At 64.6% G+C, this 14,703-nt stretch carries 14 protein-coding genes and 1 tRNA gene; 8 read left to right on the plus strand and 7 right to left on the minus strand.

All coding sequences use genetic code 11. From position 1 onward, the window contains the following. The first annotated feature begins 23 nt into the window (after window positions 1-23). From greB to SP6_RS05620, 3 genes are read left to right on the plus strand one after another with little or no spacing between them, the layout of a single operon-like run. A complete protein-coding gene (greB, locus tag SP6_RS05610) occupies window positions 24-506 on the plus strand; it encodes a transcription elongation factor GreB (protein ID WP_007403540.1) in 483 nt (160 codons plus the stop codon). A gap of 55 nt (window positions 507-561) precedes the next feature. Next, entirely contained in the window at window positions 562-786 is a 225-nt protein-coding gene (locus SP6_RS05615; RefSeq protein ID WP_007403410.1) for a hypothetical protein, read from the plus strand. A 50-nt stretch (window positions 787-836) separates the two neighbouring features. Further along, complete coding sequence (locus SP6_RS05620; protein ID WP_007403291.1) at window positions 837-1,613, plus strand: NYN domain-containing protein; 777 nt, start codon at window positions 837-839, stop codon at window positions 1,611-1,613. 3 nt (window positions 1,614-1,616) lie between these two features. Here the strand turns inward: SP6_RS05620 and SP6_RS05625 are convergent, their stop codons facing one another. Continuing rightward, entirely contained in the window at window positions 1,617-2,801 is a 1,185-nt protein-coding gene (locus SP6_RS05625) for a sensor histidine kinase (protein WP_042468652.1), read from the minus strand. Window positions 2,802-2,982: 181 nt separating this feature from the next. Then, complete coding sequence (ettA, locus tag SP6_RS05630; protein WP_007403394.1) at window positions 2,983-4,662, minus strand: energy-dependent translational throttle protein EttA; 1,680 nt, start codon at window positions 4,660-4,662, stop codon at window positions 2,983-2,985. A 107-nt stretch (window positions 4,663-4,769) separates the two neighbouring features. Between ettA and SP6_RS05635 the strand changes: the two genes are divergently transcribed. The 4 genes from SP6_RS05635 to bfr all read left to right on the plus strand — a co-directional run bounded on the left by SP6_RS05635 (window position 4,770) and on the right by bfr (window position 7,467). After that, on the plus strand, window positions 4,770-6,167 hold the full coding sequence (locus SP6_RS05635; RefSeq protein ID WP_007403268.1) for a M20/M25/M40 family metallo-hydrolase: 1,398 nt from the start codon (window positions 4,770-4,772) through the stop codon (window positions 6,165-6,167). A gap of 191 nt (window positions 6,168-6,358) precedes the next feature. Beyond that, window positions 6,359-6,625: a hypothetical protein gene (locus SP6_RS05640; RefSeq protein WP_037567497.1), complete on the plus strand. Its 267-nt coding sequence runs from the start codon at window positions 6,359-6,361 to the stop codon at window positions 6,623-6,625. 145 nt (window positions 6,626-6,770) lie between these two features. Beyond that, window positions 6,771-6,846, plus strand: a tRNA-Ile gene (locus tag SP6_RS05645). A gap of 99 nt (window positions 6,847-6,945) precedes the next feature. Then, window positions 6,946-7,467 (plus strand): bacterioferritin, encoded by a 522-nt coding sequence (gene bfr / locus SP6_RS05650; RefSeq protein WP_007403499.1) that lies wholly within the window; start codon window positions 6,946-6,948, stop codon window positions 7,465-7,467. Between the two features lie 115 nt (window positions 7,468-7,582). Here bfr and der read toward each other — a convergent pair whose 3' ends face one another. The 5 genes from der to SP6_RS05675 all read right to left on the minus strand — a co-directional run bounded on the left by der (window position 7,583) and on the right by SP6_RS05675 (window position 12,414). Next, window positions 7,583-8,953, minus strand: a complete 1,371-nt coding sequence (gene der, locus SP6_RS05655; RefSeq protein ID WP_007403340.1) for a ribosome biogenesis GTPase Der — start codon at window positions 8,951-8,953, stop codon at window positions 7,583-7,585. 96 nt (window positions 8,954-9,049) lie between these two features. Continuing rightward, window positions 9,050-10,372, minus strand: coding sequence for an outer membrane protein assembly factor BamB family protein (locus tag SP6_RS05660; RefSeq protein WP_007403541.1), 1,323 nt, complete (start codon window positions 10,370-10,372; stop codon window positions 9,050-9,052). Then, entirely contained in the window at window positions 10,369-11,037 is a 669-nt protein-coding gene (locus SP6_RS05665; protein ID WP_007403617.1) for a tetratricopeptide repeat protein, read from the minus strand. The genes SP6_RS05660 and SP6_RS05665 overlap by 4 nt, the downstream gene beginning before the upstream one ends. A gap of 116 nt (window positions 11,038-11,153) precedes the next feature. Next, window positions 11,154-12,020 carry a 3-methyl-2-oxobutanoate hydroxymethyltransferase gene (gene panB, locus SP6_RS05670; protein WP_007403501.1) on the minus strand — a complete coding sequence of 289 codons (867 nt, stop codon included), beginning with the start codon at window positions 12,018-12,020 and terminating at the stop codon, window positions 11,154-11,156. 49 nt (window positions 12,021-12,069) lie between these two features. Continuing rightward, window positions 12,070-12,414 carry an ArsC family reductase gene (locus tag SP6_RS05675; protein ID WP_007403469.1) on the minus strand — a complete coding sequence of 115 codons (345 nt, stop codon included), beginning with the start codon at window positions 12,412-12,414 and terminating at the stop codon, window positions 12,070-12,072. 167 nt (window positions 12,415-12,581) lie between these two features. Between SP6_RS05675 and SP6_RS05680 the strand changes: the two genes are divergently transcribed. After that, complete coding sequence (locus tag SP6_RS05680; RefSeq protein ID WP_007403559.1) at window positions 12,582-14,636, plus strand: NAD(+) synthase; 2,055 nt, start codon at window positions 12,582-12,584, stop codon at window positions 14,634-14,636. Window positions 14,637-14,703 lie beyond the last annotated feature (67 nt).

A 14,703-nucleotide genomic window follows, 5' to 3' on the forward strand; every position in this document is an offset into this window, starting at 1 on the left:
GCGGCGCGCGATAGAGCAAGGCGATGGATCGCCCCAATTACATCACGCCTGCCGGCTATGCCGCGCTCCGCCAGGAATATGAGGCGCTGTTCGCGGTCGAGCGGCCCAAGCTGGTCGACACCATCGCCTGGGCCGCCGGTAATGGCGACCGGTCGGAGAATGGCGACTATATCTATGGTCGCAAGCGGCTCCGCGAGATCGATCGGCGGCTGGGTTGGCTCTCCAAGCGGATGAAGGCGGCCAAGGTCATCGATCCCGCCCGCCAAGAGGACCGCAGCAAGGTGTGGTTCGGCGCCACCGTCACCATCGCCGACGAGGATGACAACGAACGCGTGCTGACCCTTGTCGGTGATGACGAGGCGGACGCCGGCCAGGGTCGGGTCGGCTGGAATGCGCCGTTGGTCAGGGCGCTGCGGGGTGCTGCGATCGGGGACCTCCGCCGCGTCGTGCTTCCAGCCGGCGAGCGGGAATATGAGGTGATTGCTATAACTTACCCGACGGAGTGAGGAACGAGTCGTAGTCCTTCTTCGCTGAAGCTCTAGCGAAGACAGGAGAGTGACCATGGAAAATCCCCGCACCACCAGCGCCCGCGATCATGACGACAGCGCGATCATCGACGCGGCGGAAGCGGCCCCGTCGACAGTGGGTCGGGCGGGCGGCATCGCCACCGATGTCGGCACCCGTGACGAACTGACCCGCGCGGTGGACGATCCCGAAAGCCATGAGCGCGTGACCAAGAGCGTCGAGATGGACAATGGTCAGGTCCGCAACGGCGAACGGCGCTGACCGGCTTTTCGTCGATGGCCGGCGCAGCGCGGCTTTGCTAGACCGGGCGTATGAATGCCCTGACCCGCAACATCGCGCTGCTGATCGACGCCGATAACGCCCAATCCGCCGCCATCGACCCCGTCCTGACGGTTCTGGCCGAGCTCGGCACGGTCAATGTGCGGCGCGCCTATGGCAATTGGTCCAAGCCCGGGCTGAAGGGCTGGCGCGATGTCATGGTCAAGCATGGCATCGAGCCGCAGCAGCAGTTCGACCTGACCAAGGGCAAGAACGCCACCGATATGAAGATGACCATCGATGCGATGGACCTGTTGTTTCGTGGCCGAATCGACGGTTTCGGCATCATGTCGTCGGACAGCGACTTCATGCCGCTCGCGACGCGCATCCGGCAGGACGGCTTTCCGGTCTATGGATTCGGCAATTCGCGTACGCCCGAGGCGTTCAAACAGGCGTGCAGTCGCTTCATCGATGTCGGTGCGCTGATCAACGAAGCGCCCCGGCCAATGCCGTCCAAACCGACCACCGCCGATGTGCCACTCGCCGATTCGCTGCCGCCCGCCATTGAGAATGGACGCCGCACCGCAGGCACGCCGCAGCCGATCGACGAGGAACTGCTCAAGCTGCTGGTCGACGCCTATAATTCGGTGAAGCGCGACGAACGCGGCTTTGCCAGCCTGTCCGCCATCGGGCAGTTGGCTGGCAACCGCTCGAGTTTCGATACCCGTAATTACGGGTTCAAGCGGCTGTCCGACCTGATCGAGGCGATCCCGAACTTCCAGACCGAACGGCGCGAGGACGGCCGGACCTTCGTCAAGCGGGTGCGCTGACCCTCAATCGCGCGGATCGACCATGGTCAGCGTGGCGCACGTGCCCGGCGCCATCGTCTCGAACATGATCTCGCCACGCAACTGCCGCGCGAGGCTGGCGATCATGCGCATGCCCAGGCTGTGGCGCGAGGCCGCCTTCATATCGAAATCCGCCGGCAGCCCCTGTCCATGGTCGCGGACCGACAGGATGATGTGACCGTCACGAGCGTGCAGGCCGACATCGATATCGCCGCCTGATTCGCCATAGGCATATTTGATCGCGTTGGTCAGAAGCTCGGTCAGCATGAGGCCGATCGGGATGGCGGTATCCGCGCTGATCTCGATCGCCTCGATATCGCAGTGGACCTGATGATTCTGCGACTGCTGCGCCAATTGCACGGCAATGCCGCAGGCGAGGTCGTCGAGCGACACAATGCCCACCCGGTCCCCGCGCCAGAGCTGGTCATGCGTCTGCGCGATCGCGGTGATCCGCGCCTGCGCATCGTTGAGCATGCGCAGGACGCGAGGATCGTCATCCTCCTGCTTCTGCAGATTAAGCATGGCCGAGACGAGCGCGAGGCTGTTCTTCACACGGTGGCTCGCCTCGCGGGTCAGCAATTGCTGATGCTCGACCGCCTCCGCTAGGCGGCGCTCGGCTTCCTGCCGCTCGATCGCCACGCCGATCAGATTGGCGAAACCCTGCATGAACGCCAGATCGGCTTCCTCGAAGCGCCCCTCGTCAGGGCTATCGACTTCCAGCACGCCGTAACGCTGCCCCGATGCCTCGACCAACACGTTGATCGCGCGGCGGATACCATGTTTCGCCATGAATTCCGGGGTGCGGAAGCGTTCCTCCTGATCAAGATGGTTGGAGATGACCCCCTGCCCCGTCTGTAGCGCGAAACCGGCCGGGGAGCCGAGATCGGTGCGCATCTCGGTCGACCCGACCACGCCCGGGCCCCAGCCCACGCCAGTGCGCACCAATAGCGTCTCGCGATCGGAGCGATATTCCAGGAATTTGCAGAAGCGTGAGCGCATGCCCTCGGCACAAAGCTCCGTCGCGCGCTGAAGCATCGGATCCAAATCTCGCGCGCGCAATGCTTCGATCCCGAACGCGGCAAGCACCGATTGCTGGCGGAGCCGATAATGCAACTGTCCCGCGCCGGCGATTTCCTGATCTTCGCCCTGCGCCTGTTCCACTACCGCCATCCGTTATTCAACCCCTTTGATCCTTTGCCGGACCGCTTCCAGAATAGGCGGTGGGTTAACCAATTTAAAGCCGTAGCGGCTGCGATGGCAAACGACTCGCCCGATTTCGTGGATGCCGCACATGACAACGCCCTTCCCGATCGCTCGGAAAGGGCGCCGTTAGATCCGCTAGGATCGAGGATCAGCGGGTCAGCTTCTTATACGCCAGACGGGTCGGACGGTCGGCGGCATCGCCCATGCGGCGGCGCTTGTCCTCTTCGTAGCTCTCGTAATTGCCCTCGAACCATTCGACATGGCTGTCGCCCTCGAACGCCAGGATGTGCGTGCACAGGCGATCGAGGAAGAAGCGATCGTGGCTGATGACCACGGCACAGCCCGCGAACGTCTCCAGCGCCTCTTCGAGCGCACGCAGCGTTTCGACGTCGAGGTCATTGGTCGGTTCGTCGAGCAGCAGGACGTTGCCGCCCTCCTTCAGCATCTTCGCCATATGGACGCGGTTGCGCTCACCGCCCGATAGCTGGCCGACCTTCTTCTGCTGGTCGGGGCCACGGAAGTTGAATGCGCCGACATAAGCGCGCGTGCCGAGCTCCTGCTTGCCGAAGCGGAAGACCTCCAGCTCGTCGGAAATTTCCTGCCAGACATTCTTGTTGGGATCGAGTTCGTCGCGGCTCTGGTCGACATAGCCGAGCTTGACGGTCGAGCCGATCTCGATCGTGCCCGCATCGGGCTGTTCCTGGCCGGTGATCAGCTTGAACAGCGTCGACTTGCCCGCGCCGTTCGGCCCGATCACGCCGACGATGCCGCCCGGCGGCAGCATGAAGTCGAGATTTTCGAACAACAGCTTGTCGCCATAGGACTTGGTCAGCCCCTTGGCCTCGATCACCTTGCCGCCCAGGCGCTCGGGAATCTGGATCAGGATCTGCGCCTTGCCTGCGACGCGGTTCTCCTGCTTCTCCATCAGTTCCTCGAACGCACGGATACGCGCCTTCGACTTGGTCTGACGGGCCTTAGGCGTCTGACGCATCCAGGCCAGCTCGTCGGCGATCGCCTTCTGCTTGCCCGCTTCGTCTCGCTCTTCCTGCTCCAGGCGCTTGGCCTTCTTTTCCAGATAGCCGGAATAGTTCGATTCGTAGGTGTAATAGCGGCCGCGATCGAGCTCGAGCACCCAGTTCACGACGTTATCTAGGAAGTAACGGTCGTGGGTGACGAGGATGACGTTGCCGGTATATTCCTTGAGGTAATTCTCAAGCCACGACACGCTCTCGGCGTCGAGGTGGTTGGTCGGTTCGTCGAGCAGCAGGATATCGGGCTTTTCGAGCAGCAGCTTGCAGAGCGCGACGCGACGCTTTTCACCGCCCGACAGACGCGTGACATCGGCATCGCCTGGCGGGCAGCGCAGCGCTTCCATCGCCTGTTCCAGCTGGCTGTCGAGCGACCAGCCGTCGACCGCGTCGATCTTGGCCTGGAGCTCGCCCATCTCTTCCATCAGGGCATCGAAATCGGTGTCGTCCTTCGGATCGCCCATCTCGGCCGAGATGGCGTTGAAGCGATCGACGAGATCGGCGATCGGGCGAACGCCGTCCTTGACGTTGCCCATCACGTCCTTCGACGGATCGAGCTGCGGCTCCTGCGCCAGATAGCCGACGCGGACGCCCTCGGCGGCCCAAGCCTCGCCGGTGAAGTCGGTGTCCATGCCCGCCATCACCTTCATCAGCGTGGACTTGCCCGCGCCGTTGGGGCCGATGATCGCGATCTTCGCACTCGGCAGGAACTGAAGGTGGATATTGTTCAGGACAGGCTTGTTGGCGCCGGGGAAGGTCTTGGTCAGACCCTTCATCACATAGGTATATTGGACGGCCATGGCGGCGCGGGGCTCCGTGCTTTTTTGCGACTGTGGGATATTTGCCGCCCATGTAGTGGTTGCGCGGGCGGTTGGCAAACGGGACCGGCTGCGCGACAGTCCCGTTCATGAAGCGCTTTGTCCTTGCGGCCCTGACCGCCACCGCCCTTGCCACCCCCACCCTGGCCCAGCGGACCCCGCCGCCGCCCCCTGCCCAAGTCGCACCGGAGATAGAACGGCTGCGCGATGCCGCGCTGAACGACACCATCGCATGGGACATTGTCGAAGGGCTGACGACCGAAGTCGGCCAACGACTAGCCGGCACCGAGGCAGAGGAGCGAGCGCGCCAATGGGCCGTGGCACGGCTGACGGCGCTCGGCTTCAAGAATGTGCGGATCGAGCCCTATCGCATGCCGGTATGGGAGCGCGGTGCGGAGAGTGCCGAGATCGTCAGCCCTTTCCCCCAGAAGCTGACGCTGGCGGCGCTCGGCAATTCCGCCGCGACCTCGGCCGCCGGGCTAACCGCCGAAGTCGCGGTCTTCCCCAGCATAGCCGCGTTCCAGTCGGCGCCCGACAGCGCGATCAAGGGGCGGATCGTCTATATCGGCAATGCGATGCCCCGGACGCAGGACGGTTCGGGATACGGCGCCTATGGCACCGCCCGCTTCACCGGACCGGCTTTGGCGGCGCAGCGGGGCGCGGTGGCGATCGTCATCCGTTCGATCGGCACCGACCATCACCGCTTTCCGCATACCGGCACGACCAATTTCCCCGACGGCGTGAAGCCGATCCCCGCCGCCGCATTGTCGGTCCCCGATGCCGAGCAATTGGAGCGAATCGCGGCGCGCGGCGGGCCGGTGCGGATGAAGCTGGTGCTGACGCCCCGCATGGTCGGATCCCGCGAATCAGGCAATGTCATTGCCGAGGTGCCGGGCAGCGATCCCTCGGCCGGGATCGTGCTGGTCGGCGGGCATCTTGACAGTTGGGACCAGGGAACGGGCGCGATCGACGACGCCAGCGGTATCGCCATCACTGCGGCGGCGGCCAAGCGGATCATGGATGCGGGCACCCCGCGCCGGACGATCCGCGTCGTGTGGTTCGGTGCCGAGGAGGTCGGCGGCCTGGGCGGTGCCGCCTATGCCAAGGCGCATGCGAGCGAACGCCATGCCACCGCCTCGGAAAGCGATTTCGGGGCAGACCGCATATGGCGGTTCGAGGTCAACCTGCCCGCCGCCGCCCTGCCGATCGCGGACCGGCTACAAACCGCGCTCGCGCCGCTGGGTATCGCACGGGGCAGTGGACTGGGCGGCGACGGGACCGATATCGGCCCCACGTTGAAGCTGGGCACCGCCGCGATCGACCTGAACCAGTCGGGATGGGATTATTTCGATACCCATCACACGCCGGACGACGTGCTTGACCGTGTCGATCCGGCGGCGTTGCGCCAAAATGTCGCGGCCTGGACGGCGATGCTGGCAGTCGTCGCCAACGCGCCCGAGCCGATCGACGCCGTCAGGCCGCGATAAAAGGTTAACCGGCGGTAACGTTTCGGTAACGCCAACGCCTTGAAAAAGCCTGATCCGTGCCATCGGTTCGTCGCGAACCTTGCCGTCATGTGAATTTTGCGGATTGACCGCGATGAACCGCGCGTTATTTGAGCCGCTTCGCGACGGCATTCGGGTCGGCCGCGATGATTGCTATGCTTGGGAGCATTCGAATGAAGAAGATTGCCTTTGTTCTCGCTGCCGCCGGCCTGATGTCCGTGGCCGCCTGCACGAAGTCGCCGGAAGCGGCCGCTGTTGAAAACAACGCGGACATGCTGGCTGACAACATGGAAATGCAGGCCGACAACCTCGAAGCGGTTGCCGACAACACCTCGAACGCGGCAGCTGCCTCGACCCTCGAGAACGCTGCCGACAACATGAACGCCGCTGCCGACAACGTCCGTGACGCTGCCGACGCCAAGGCTGACAACATGCAGTAATGCTGCCTCGGACCTTCGGGTCCGAAGCGCCGACTGTTTGTCGGAAAAGGGTGCCTTCCACCGTGAAGGCGCCCTTTTTCTTTAAAGAGAACGATCGATCCTGGTTGCGGGCGCCCCTTTCGCCACGCTACGGACGTTGACGGTGGGGCCTGTAGCTCAATGGTTAGAGCTGGCCGCTCATAACGGCTAGGTTGCGGGTTCGAGTCCTGCCGGGCCCACCAATACCCCGCACCACGAACCACCTCGCCTGTAAAAGTGGCTTGCGGATCGCCCCCGGCGGTCCATAGGGTGCATCCCGAACCAGACAAAGGACGGGGCATATGGCAGTCAAAGGCGATCCCAAAGTCATCGAATATCTGAACGAGGCGCTCAAGAACGAGCTGACCGCGATCAATCAATATTTCCTGCATTATCGCCTGCTCGACCATTGGGGCGTCTATAAGCTCGCCCAGTTTGAGTATCAGGAATCGATCGATGAGATGCGCCATGCCGACTGGCTGGCCGAACGCATCCTCTATCTCGACGGTCTGCCCAACTTCCAGTTGCTCGGCCGCCTGCGCATCGGCGAGACCGTCGAAGAGGTGCTGAAGGGCGACCTGGCGATCGAGATCGAGGCGGTCGCGCAGCTCAAGGAAGCCATCGCCTATTGCGAAGACGTCAAGGATTTCGTCAGCCGCGACCTGTTCACTCGCATCCTCGCCAGCGAGGAAGAGCATGTCGATACGCTGGAACGCCAGTTCGAAATGATCGCGCGCATGGGCATCCAGAATTATGTCCAGCTCAATGCGATGGCGGAGAACGACACGCCCAAGTCGGGCGCGGCACCGCATCTCCAGGGTTGAATATGAAAAGGGGCGGATCAAGCGATCCGCCCCTTTTATTGGCGTGTTACCCCTGCCCCGTTCAGCCTGAACGGATCTTGGGATGCGGGGCACCATATAGCGCGCCCCGCCCTCCTCAATCCTTATTCCCGAACGGGTTCTTCGGCGCGCGTAGCGTCAGGCGCACCGGCACCGCACCGAAGCCCAATTCCCGCCGCATCGAATTGACCAGATAGCGCTCATAGCTGGCCGGCAATTGATCCACGCGCGTTCCGAAGATCACGAAGCTCGGCGGCCGCGACTTGACCTGGGTCACGTAGCGCAGCTTGATCCGCTTGCCGCCGGGCGCGGGCGGTGGGTTGGCGTCGACCGCACGCTCGAACCAGCGGTTGAGTTCGCCGGTCGGCACACGCTTCGACCATGCGGCGCGCGTCTCGAACGCCGCCTCGATCAGCGTATCGAGCCCTTTGCCGGTCGCCGCCGACACTGCGAGCAAGGGCACGCCCTTCACCTGGCTGAGCCCGTCCTCCAGCGCCTTCTTCACGCCGTTGAACAGCGAAGAGGGATTTTCGGCGACATCCCATTTGTTGAGGGCGATCAGCAGCGCGCGGCCCTCTTCCAGCACGCGGTCGGCGATGCGCAGGTCCTGCGACTCCAGCCCCAGCGTCGCGTCGAGCAGCAACACGACGACCTCGGCAAAGTCCACCGCCCGCAGCGCATCGGCGACGGATAGCTTTTCCAGCTTGTCCTGCACCTTCGCCTTTTTGCGCATGCCCGCCGTGTCGATCAGGCGAACCTGGCGGACTTCGCCGTCGCGGTCGCGCCATTCCCAGTCGATCGCGATCGAATCGCGGGTGATCCCGGCCTCGGGCCCGGTGATCAACCGGTCCTGACCCAGAAACCGGTTGATGAGCGTCGACTTGCCCGCATTGGGCCGCCCGACAATGGCAAGCTTCAAGGGCGCGAAAGGATTTTCGAGATCAACCTCCTCTTCCTCCTCGACCTCGCGATCGATGAAGGGGAGCAACGCCTCGAACAGGTCGCCGACGCCTTCGCCATGTTCGGCGGAGAGCTGGACGGGATCGCCGAAGCCCAGCGCCAGCGCTTCGAGGATGCCTTGCTCTGCGGCGCGGCCCTCGGCCTTGTTCGCGGCCAGCACGATGGGCGTGTCCGAACTGCGCAGCCAGCGCGCGATTTCCTCGTCGAGCGGCATGATGCCCGCGCGTGCATCGACCAGGAACAGCGCGACATCGGCCTCACCGACCGCGGCCTCGGTCTGGCGGCGCATACGGCCGGGCAGCGTGTCGGGATCTTCATCCTCATAGCCCGCCGTATCGATCACGCGGAAATCGAGGCCGAGGAGATGCGCGTCGCCTTCGCGCCGGTCGCGGGTCACGCCGGGCCTGTCGTCGACCAAAGCCAGCTTCTTGCCGACCAGACGATTGAACAGCGTCGACTTGCCGACATTGGGACGGCCGACGATCGCGACGATAGGGAGTTTTGCCATCGCCTTCCGTTAGCGAAAGGCGAGCCCTTCGTCACGAGGATAGCGGTGCAAATGAAGCGCCCCGTGGAACAAATCTCCCACGGGGCGGAACATCACTTACTTATAGGCGGAAATCCGCCCCTTCTGGTCGAGAACGTAGAGCGTCCCGTTGGCCACGATCGGCGGCAGCGCGAACGGCGTTTTGGTATCGACCGTCGCCTGCACCGCGCCATCGCCCGGATTGGCATAGACGATCTGCCCTTCCGAATTGGTCAGGATCAGGCGGTTGCCGGCGAGGACGGGCCCGAACCAGATCACGGCGCCGGTCTTCTTCTTCTCGTTGCGGAAGCGCGGCAGTTGCGCGATCCAGCGCGCCTTGCCGCTCGACCGGGCGAGCGCCACCAGCCGCGCATCGTCGGTGACGAGGAAAATCCACTCGCCCGCGATCCACGGCGTCGAAATGCCGGCGAAATTCTGTTCCCACAGACGCTGGCCGGTCGACAGCTCCAGCGCGATCATGCGACCGCCCTGGCCCAGCGCATAGACACGGCCCTGGTCGATGACCGGCGCGGCGTCGATGTCCGACAGGGTCGACACCGAGGTCGAGATGCTGGTTCGCGACAGCGCATCCTGCCACAACATGCGCCCGTTTTCGTAGCGATAGGCGTTCAGCTCACCGCTCGAAAAGCCGGCGACCACCGTACCCTGGCTGGCGGCGGGCGCCGCGACGCCGAACACGCCTTGGGTTTCCAGCGTCCCCTGCCCGGCCCAGATGATCTTTCCATCGGCCTGATTCAGCGCATAAAGCTGATTGTCCTGGGTCAGGACATAGACATTGCCATTGGCGATGGTCGGCGATCCGCGCAGCGGGCCGCTGGGCTTGGCCCGCCACAGCACCTTGCCATCGGCGGCGCTGGCGGCGATCACATCGCCGAGACCGTCGGTCGCAAACACGGTGCCGCTGTCATAGCTGGCGCCGCCGCCGAACCGGGCGAGGCGGTTCGCATCGCCTTCCGTGATCGAGGTCGACCAGAGGCGCGCGCCCGTATCGGCGCTCAACGCGACGAGATTGCCATGCGCATCGACGACGAACAGCTTGCCCTCGGCCACGACCGGCGCCGCGCCCAGCGGATCGCGGACCGAGCCGCCATCGATCGTCGACTCCCAAAGGCGCTGCGGCTGTTCGCCCAGCGCCAACTGGCCCATCGACTTTGATGCGTTGCCGCCCGGCTGTGCCCATTCGGGGTTCGTCTCGGGCGCGGGCAGCAGCACCTGTACGTCGGCGATCGACTTGTCCGCCTCCACCCCGTTCTCCGAAACCAGGATCGGCACGCGGTTGCCGATGGTCGGGGTCTTTTTCGGCGCACCCTTGAATACGCCACAGGCGCCCAGCGCCATCAGCGCGGCAAGCGCTGCCGAGGTGCGGAAATGCTTCGTCATTGGGTCTTGGTGTCCTCGCTCTGGCCGACCGCATCGACCCCCAATACGCCGGCCATCTGAACCGCACGTTGCCGCAACGTATCGGGCACATCCTTGTCGCTGGCAATCTGGCCGAACAGGCGACCCGCCTGGGCGCGCTTGTTCTGACGGAGATAGGCCACCGCCACCATCTCGCCCGCACTGCCGAACCAAGCATTGCCGGGCACCGCCATGCTGCCCAGTCGCGAGATGACCGCCTCGGGCTTCAGCGTGTCATATTCGGCCATGGTCTGACGAACGAGAGCCAGGTCGCGGAACGGCTGCGCCAACGACGCGTCGTTGGCGATGGCCGCGAAGCGGGCGGCCGCCCCCTTCAGGTCGTTGCGCTGAAGCAGGATATCGGCCTGGGTGAAGCTGGCGAGCGCGCGATACGCGTCGACATTCGACTGGGCGAGCGGCGCCAGCTTGGCCTGCGCGGTCTTCACGTCGCTCTGGCCCAGCGCGTCATAGGCGGCCTGGAGCTGCTCGCCATCCGCGCCTGCCTGTTCGTGCTGGCGATGCTGCCAGTAAAGATAGCCGCCAAAGGCCGCGAGCCCGATCAGCAGCACCGCGCCGATGACCAGACCCCAACGGGTCCAAAAGCTGGTCAGCCTTTCGCGACGCAATTCGTCGTCGACCTCACTCATAAAGGCCTGGCTGGATTGGGGCGTTAGGGCCAAGTTGGGCTCCGCTATTTGGGATCAGGCAATAATGAAGCCGCGACCTTTAGCGAGGAGCAGCCCCGGTGGGAAGCAGGGTTGCACTATCCGGCGTCGCGCGGGGCGTAGATCTGCTCCGGTCCGGGAAAGCGGCGGGCGCGAACATCCTCGGCATAGGCGCGCGCGGCCTCGCCGATGCGCTCGCCCATGGTCTCGTAACGACGCACGAAACGCGCGGTCCGCTCGAACAGCCCCAGCATGTCTTCACCGACCAGCACCTGCCCGTCGCACTCGGCCGAGGCACCGATACCGATCGTCGGACAAGCGATGCGCTTGGTAATCTCGATCGCGATCGGCTCGACCACACCCTCGATCACCACGGAGAAGGCACCGGCGTCGGCCACGGCCACCGCATCGGCGATGATCTTCTCGGCTTCCTCCGGCGTGCGACCCCGCGCGCCATAACCGCCGAGCACATTGACCGCCTGCGGCGTCAGGCCGACATGGCCCATGACGGGGATGCCACGCTCGACCAGGAAGCGGACCGTCGGTGCCATCGCGACGCCACCCTCCAGCTTGACCGCGGCGGCGCCCGTTTCCTTGAGCAGCCAGGCGGCATTCTCGAATGCCTTTTCGGGGCTCGCCTCATAGCTGCCGAAGGGCAGATCGATCACCACCACCGCATGATAGCTGCCCCGGACCACCGCCGCACCATGCGCGGCCATCATCTGAAGCGTGACCGGCACGGTCGAGGGCAGGCCGTAAATCACCTGCCCCAGGCTATCGCCGACCAGCAGCATGTCGCAATGCGGATCGAGCAGTTGCGCCGAGCGCACCGTATAGGCGGTCAACATCACCAGCGGCGTGCCGCCCTTGGCGCGGCGAATGGCCGGCACGGTCAGGCGCTTCATCGGCGCGGGCGTGGGATTGGCGCGACTCGTCGCGGTATCGAGCGTGTAGGTGGTGGACATGGGGCGCGCCTTACTCCCCCCGCCCGCCGGGCTCCACCCCCTTGGTCCGTCAGAAGATTTCGGCGTAGCGCTCGGGCTTGAACCCGATGGTCAAGGCACCGTCGCGGTCGAGCACCGGCCGCTTGATGAGCGAGGGCTGGGCCTGCATCAGGCGGATCGCCTTGTCGGCGTCGATATCCTGGCGGTCCGCCTCGTCGAGCTTGCGAAACGTCGTGCCGGCGCGGTTGAGCAGGACTTCCCATCCCACCTGACCGACCCAGTGCCGGAGCGTGGCCTCGTCGATGCCATCGGTCTTGTAGTTGTGAAAGCGATAGGCGACGCCGTGCTGGTCCAGCCAGGTGCGTGCCTTCTTCATCGTGTCGCAGTTCGGGATGCCGTAGAGGGTAATGGTCATGACGCTATCCGGTCGTTGATGTATCTGGCTCCCTATCGCCAAAACCACCCGGCGTCTTCGTTTCGCGGTCGACCCTACGCTACGTCGAAGGCCATGAGGTTTTCATCTTAACCATGGACTAGCAACATAGGGTGGCGCGCTTTGCACAGCCTCGCTATCCCGATGCCATGCAGGACCATCCCTTTTACGCATTCCAATCCCACGGCCTGATCCGCGTCGCCGCCGCAACGCCGGCGGCCTCGGTCGGCGATCCTCATGCCAATGCAGCGGCGATGCTCGATCTGGCGCGGGAGGCGGATGAAAAGGGCGTCGACCTGATCGTCTTTCCCGAATTGTCGCTGACCTCCTACGCGATCGACGACCTGCACCTGCAGAGCGCCATGCATCGCGCCACGCTCGACGCGCTGGGCGAGATGGTCGATGCCAGCGCGGCCCTGTCGCCGGTGATGCTGGTCGGCGCGGCGCTGCCCCGCAACGGGCGGCTATACAATACTGCAATCGTCATCGCGCGTGGTCGCATTCTGGGCGTGGTGCCCAAGACCTTCCTGCCCAATTACCGCGAATATTATGAGAAGCGCTGGTTCGCGAGCGGCGCGGGGCTGGTCGGGCTGACCATCGATCTCGATGGCCAGTCGGTTCCCTTCGGCACGGACCTGATCTTCGCGGCCGAGGACCTGCCCGGTTTCGTGCTTCATGCCGAGATTTGTGAGGATTATTGGGCCCCCACCCCGCCTTCGACCATGGGGGCGCTTGCAGGGGCGACGATCTGCTGCAACCTGTCCGCCTCCAACATCGTCATCGGCAAGGCCCGCGACCGGGCGATGCTGGCCGCCGCCCAGTCGGCGCGCGCCGCCTGCGCCTATGTCTATTCCGCGGCCGGCATCGGCGAGAGCACCACCGATCTGGCCTGGGACGGCCAGGGGCTGATCCATGAGCTTGGCGAGCAACTGGCGGAATCCGAGCGCTTCACCCGCACGCCGGCGCTGACCATCGCCGATATCGATGTCGAGCGGGTCGTCCAAGAACGACTGCGCGTCGGTACGTTCAACGATTCGGCGGCTTTTGCTGGCCATCCCGAAAATCGTTTTCGGCGCATCGGCTTCATCCATGGGACCGAGCCTGCCGATCGCGGGCTGTGCCGCCCCGTCGAGCGTTTTCCCTTCGTCCCCAACGACCCGGCACGCCGCGACGCCGACTGCTACGAGGCCTATAACATCCAGGTCGAGGCGCTGGCCAAGCGGCTGGAGGCCAGTCAGGCCAAGACGCTGGTCATCGGCGTGTCGGGCGGGCTCGATTCGACCCATGCGCTGATCGTCGCCGCAAAGGCGACCGACCGGCTCGGTTGGGGCCGCGATCGCATTCTGGCCTTCACCATGCCGGGCTTTGCCACCGGCGAAGGCACGAAGGCCCATGCCTGGGCGCTGATGCGCGCCTTGGGGGTCAGCGCCGAGGAGATCGACATCCGCCCCGCCGCGCATCAGATGCTGGAGGATATCCGCCATCCCTTCGCCGCGGGCGAGCCGGTGCATGACGTGACGTTCGAGAATGTGCAGGCGGGCCTGCGCACCGATTATCTGTTCCGCCTCGCCAACCAGCGTGGCGGGATCGTGCTGGGCACCGGCGATCTGTCGGAGCTGGCGCTGGGTTGGTGCACATACGGCGTCGGCGATCAGATGAGCCATTATGCCGTCAATGCCGGGGTTCCCAAGACGCTGATCCAGTTCCTGATCCGCTGGTGCATCCGCACGGGTCAATATGACGACGCGACCAACCGGGTGCTGACCGCGATCCTGGCGCAGGAAATCTCGCCCGAGCTAGTGCCGGCCGACGCCAGTGGCGCCCTGCAATCCACCGAGTCGATGATCGGCCCCTATGCGCTCAACGATTTCTTCGCGCACTATGTCATCCGCCATGGCCTGATGCCGTCCAAGATCGCCTTCCTCGCCTGGCATGCCTGGCGCGATGCCGAGGCGGGCGGCTGGCCCGAGGATCTGCCGGAGGATGCACGCGTCGCCTATGACCTGCCGTCCATCCGCCATTGGCTGGAGCGGTTTCTGACCCGCTTCTTCCAGACCAGCCAGTTCAAGCGTTCGGCGCTGCCCAACGGCCCCAAGGTATCGCCAGGCGGTGCACTCTCGCCGCGTGGTGACTGGCGTGCGCCCTCGGACGGCACGGCGGCGGCATGGCTCGCGGAGTTGCGCGACGGGCTGCCCCCGACCTGATTTGGGACGCTCTTGGCATTCCGTGGTTTACCAGTCTATTGTACCATACCGATCAGTATTGATTACC

The sequence above is a fragment of the Sphingomonas paucimobilis NBRC 13935 genome, from assembly GCF_000739895.2.
Lineage (GTDB): Bacteria > Pseudomonadota > Alphaproteobacteria > Sphingomonadales > Sphingomonadaceae > Sphingomonas > Sphingomonas paucimobilis.

Coding starts and splice junctions, on each gene's coding strand:
- greB (WP_007403540.1), top strand. CDS start 24: ATGGATCGCCCCAATTACATCACGCCTGCCGGCTATGCCGCGCTCCGC.
- SP6_RS05615 (WP_007403410.1), top strand. CDS start 562: ATGGAAAATCCCCGCACCACCAGCGCCCGCGATCATGACGACAGCGCG.
- SP6_RS05620 (WP_007403291.1), top strand. CDS start 837: ATGAATGCCCTGACCCGCAACATCGCGCTGCTGATCGACGCCGATAAC.
- SP6_RS05625 (WP_042468652.1), bottom strand. CDS start 2,801: ATGGCGGTAGTGGAACAGGCGCAGGGCGAAGATCAGGAAATCGCCGGC.
- ettA (WP_007403394.1), bottom strand. CDS start 4,662: ATGGCCGTCCAATATACCTATGTGATGAAGGGTCTGACCAAGACCTTC.
- SP6_RS05635 (WP_007403268.1), top strand. CDS start 4,770: ATGAAGCGCTTTGTCCTTGCGGCCCTGACCGCCACCGCCCTTGCCACC.
- SP6_RS05640 (WP_037567497.1), top strand. CDS start 6,359: ATGAAGAAGATTGCCTTTGTTCTCGCTGCCGCCGGCCTGATGTCCGTG.
- bfr (WP_007403499.1), top strand. CDS start 6,946: ATGGCAGTCAAAGGCGATCCCAAAGTCATCGAATATCTGAACGAGGCG.
- der (WP_007403340.1), bottom strand. CDS start 8,953: ATGGCAAAACTCCCTATCGTCGCGATCGTCGGCCGTCCCAATGTCGGC.
- SP6_RS05660 (WP_007403541.1), bottom strand. CDS start 10,372: ATGACGAAGCATTTCCGCACCTCGGCAGCGCTTGCCGCGCTGATGGCG.
- SP6_RS05665 (WP_007403617.1), bottom strand. CDS start 11,037: ATGAGTGAGGTCGACGACGAATTGCGTCGCGAAAGGCTGACCAGCTTT.
- panB (WP_007403501.1), bottom strand. CDS start 12,020: ATGTCCACCACCTACACGCTCGATACCGCGACGAGTCGCGCCAATCCC.
- SP6_RS05675 (WP_007403469.1), bottom strand. CDS start 12,414: ATGACCATTACCCTCTACGGCATCCCGAACTGCGACACGATGAAGAAG.
- SP6_RS05680 (WP_007403559.1), top strand. CDS start 12,582: ATGCAGGACCATCCCTTTTACGCATTCCAATCCCACGGCCTGATCCGC.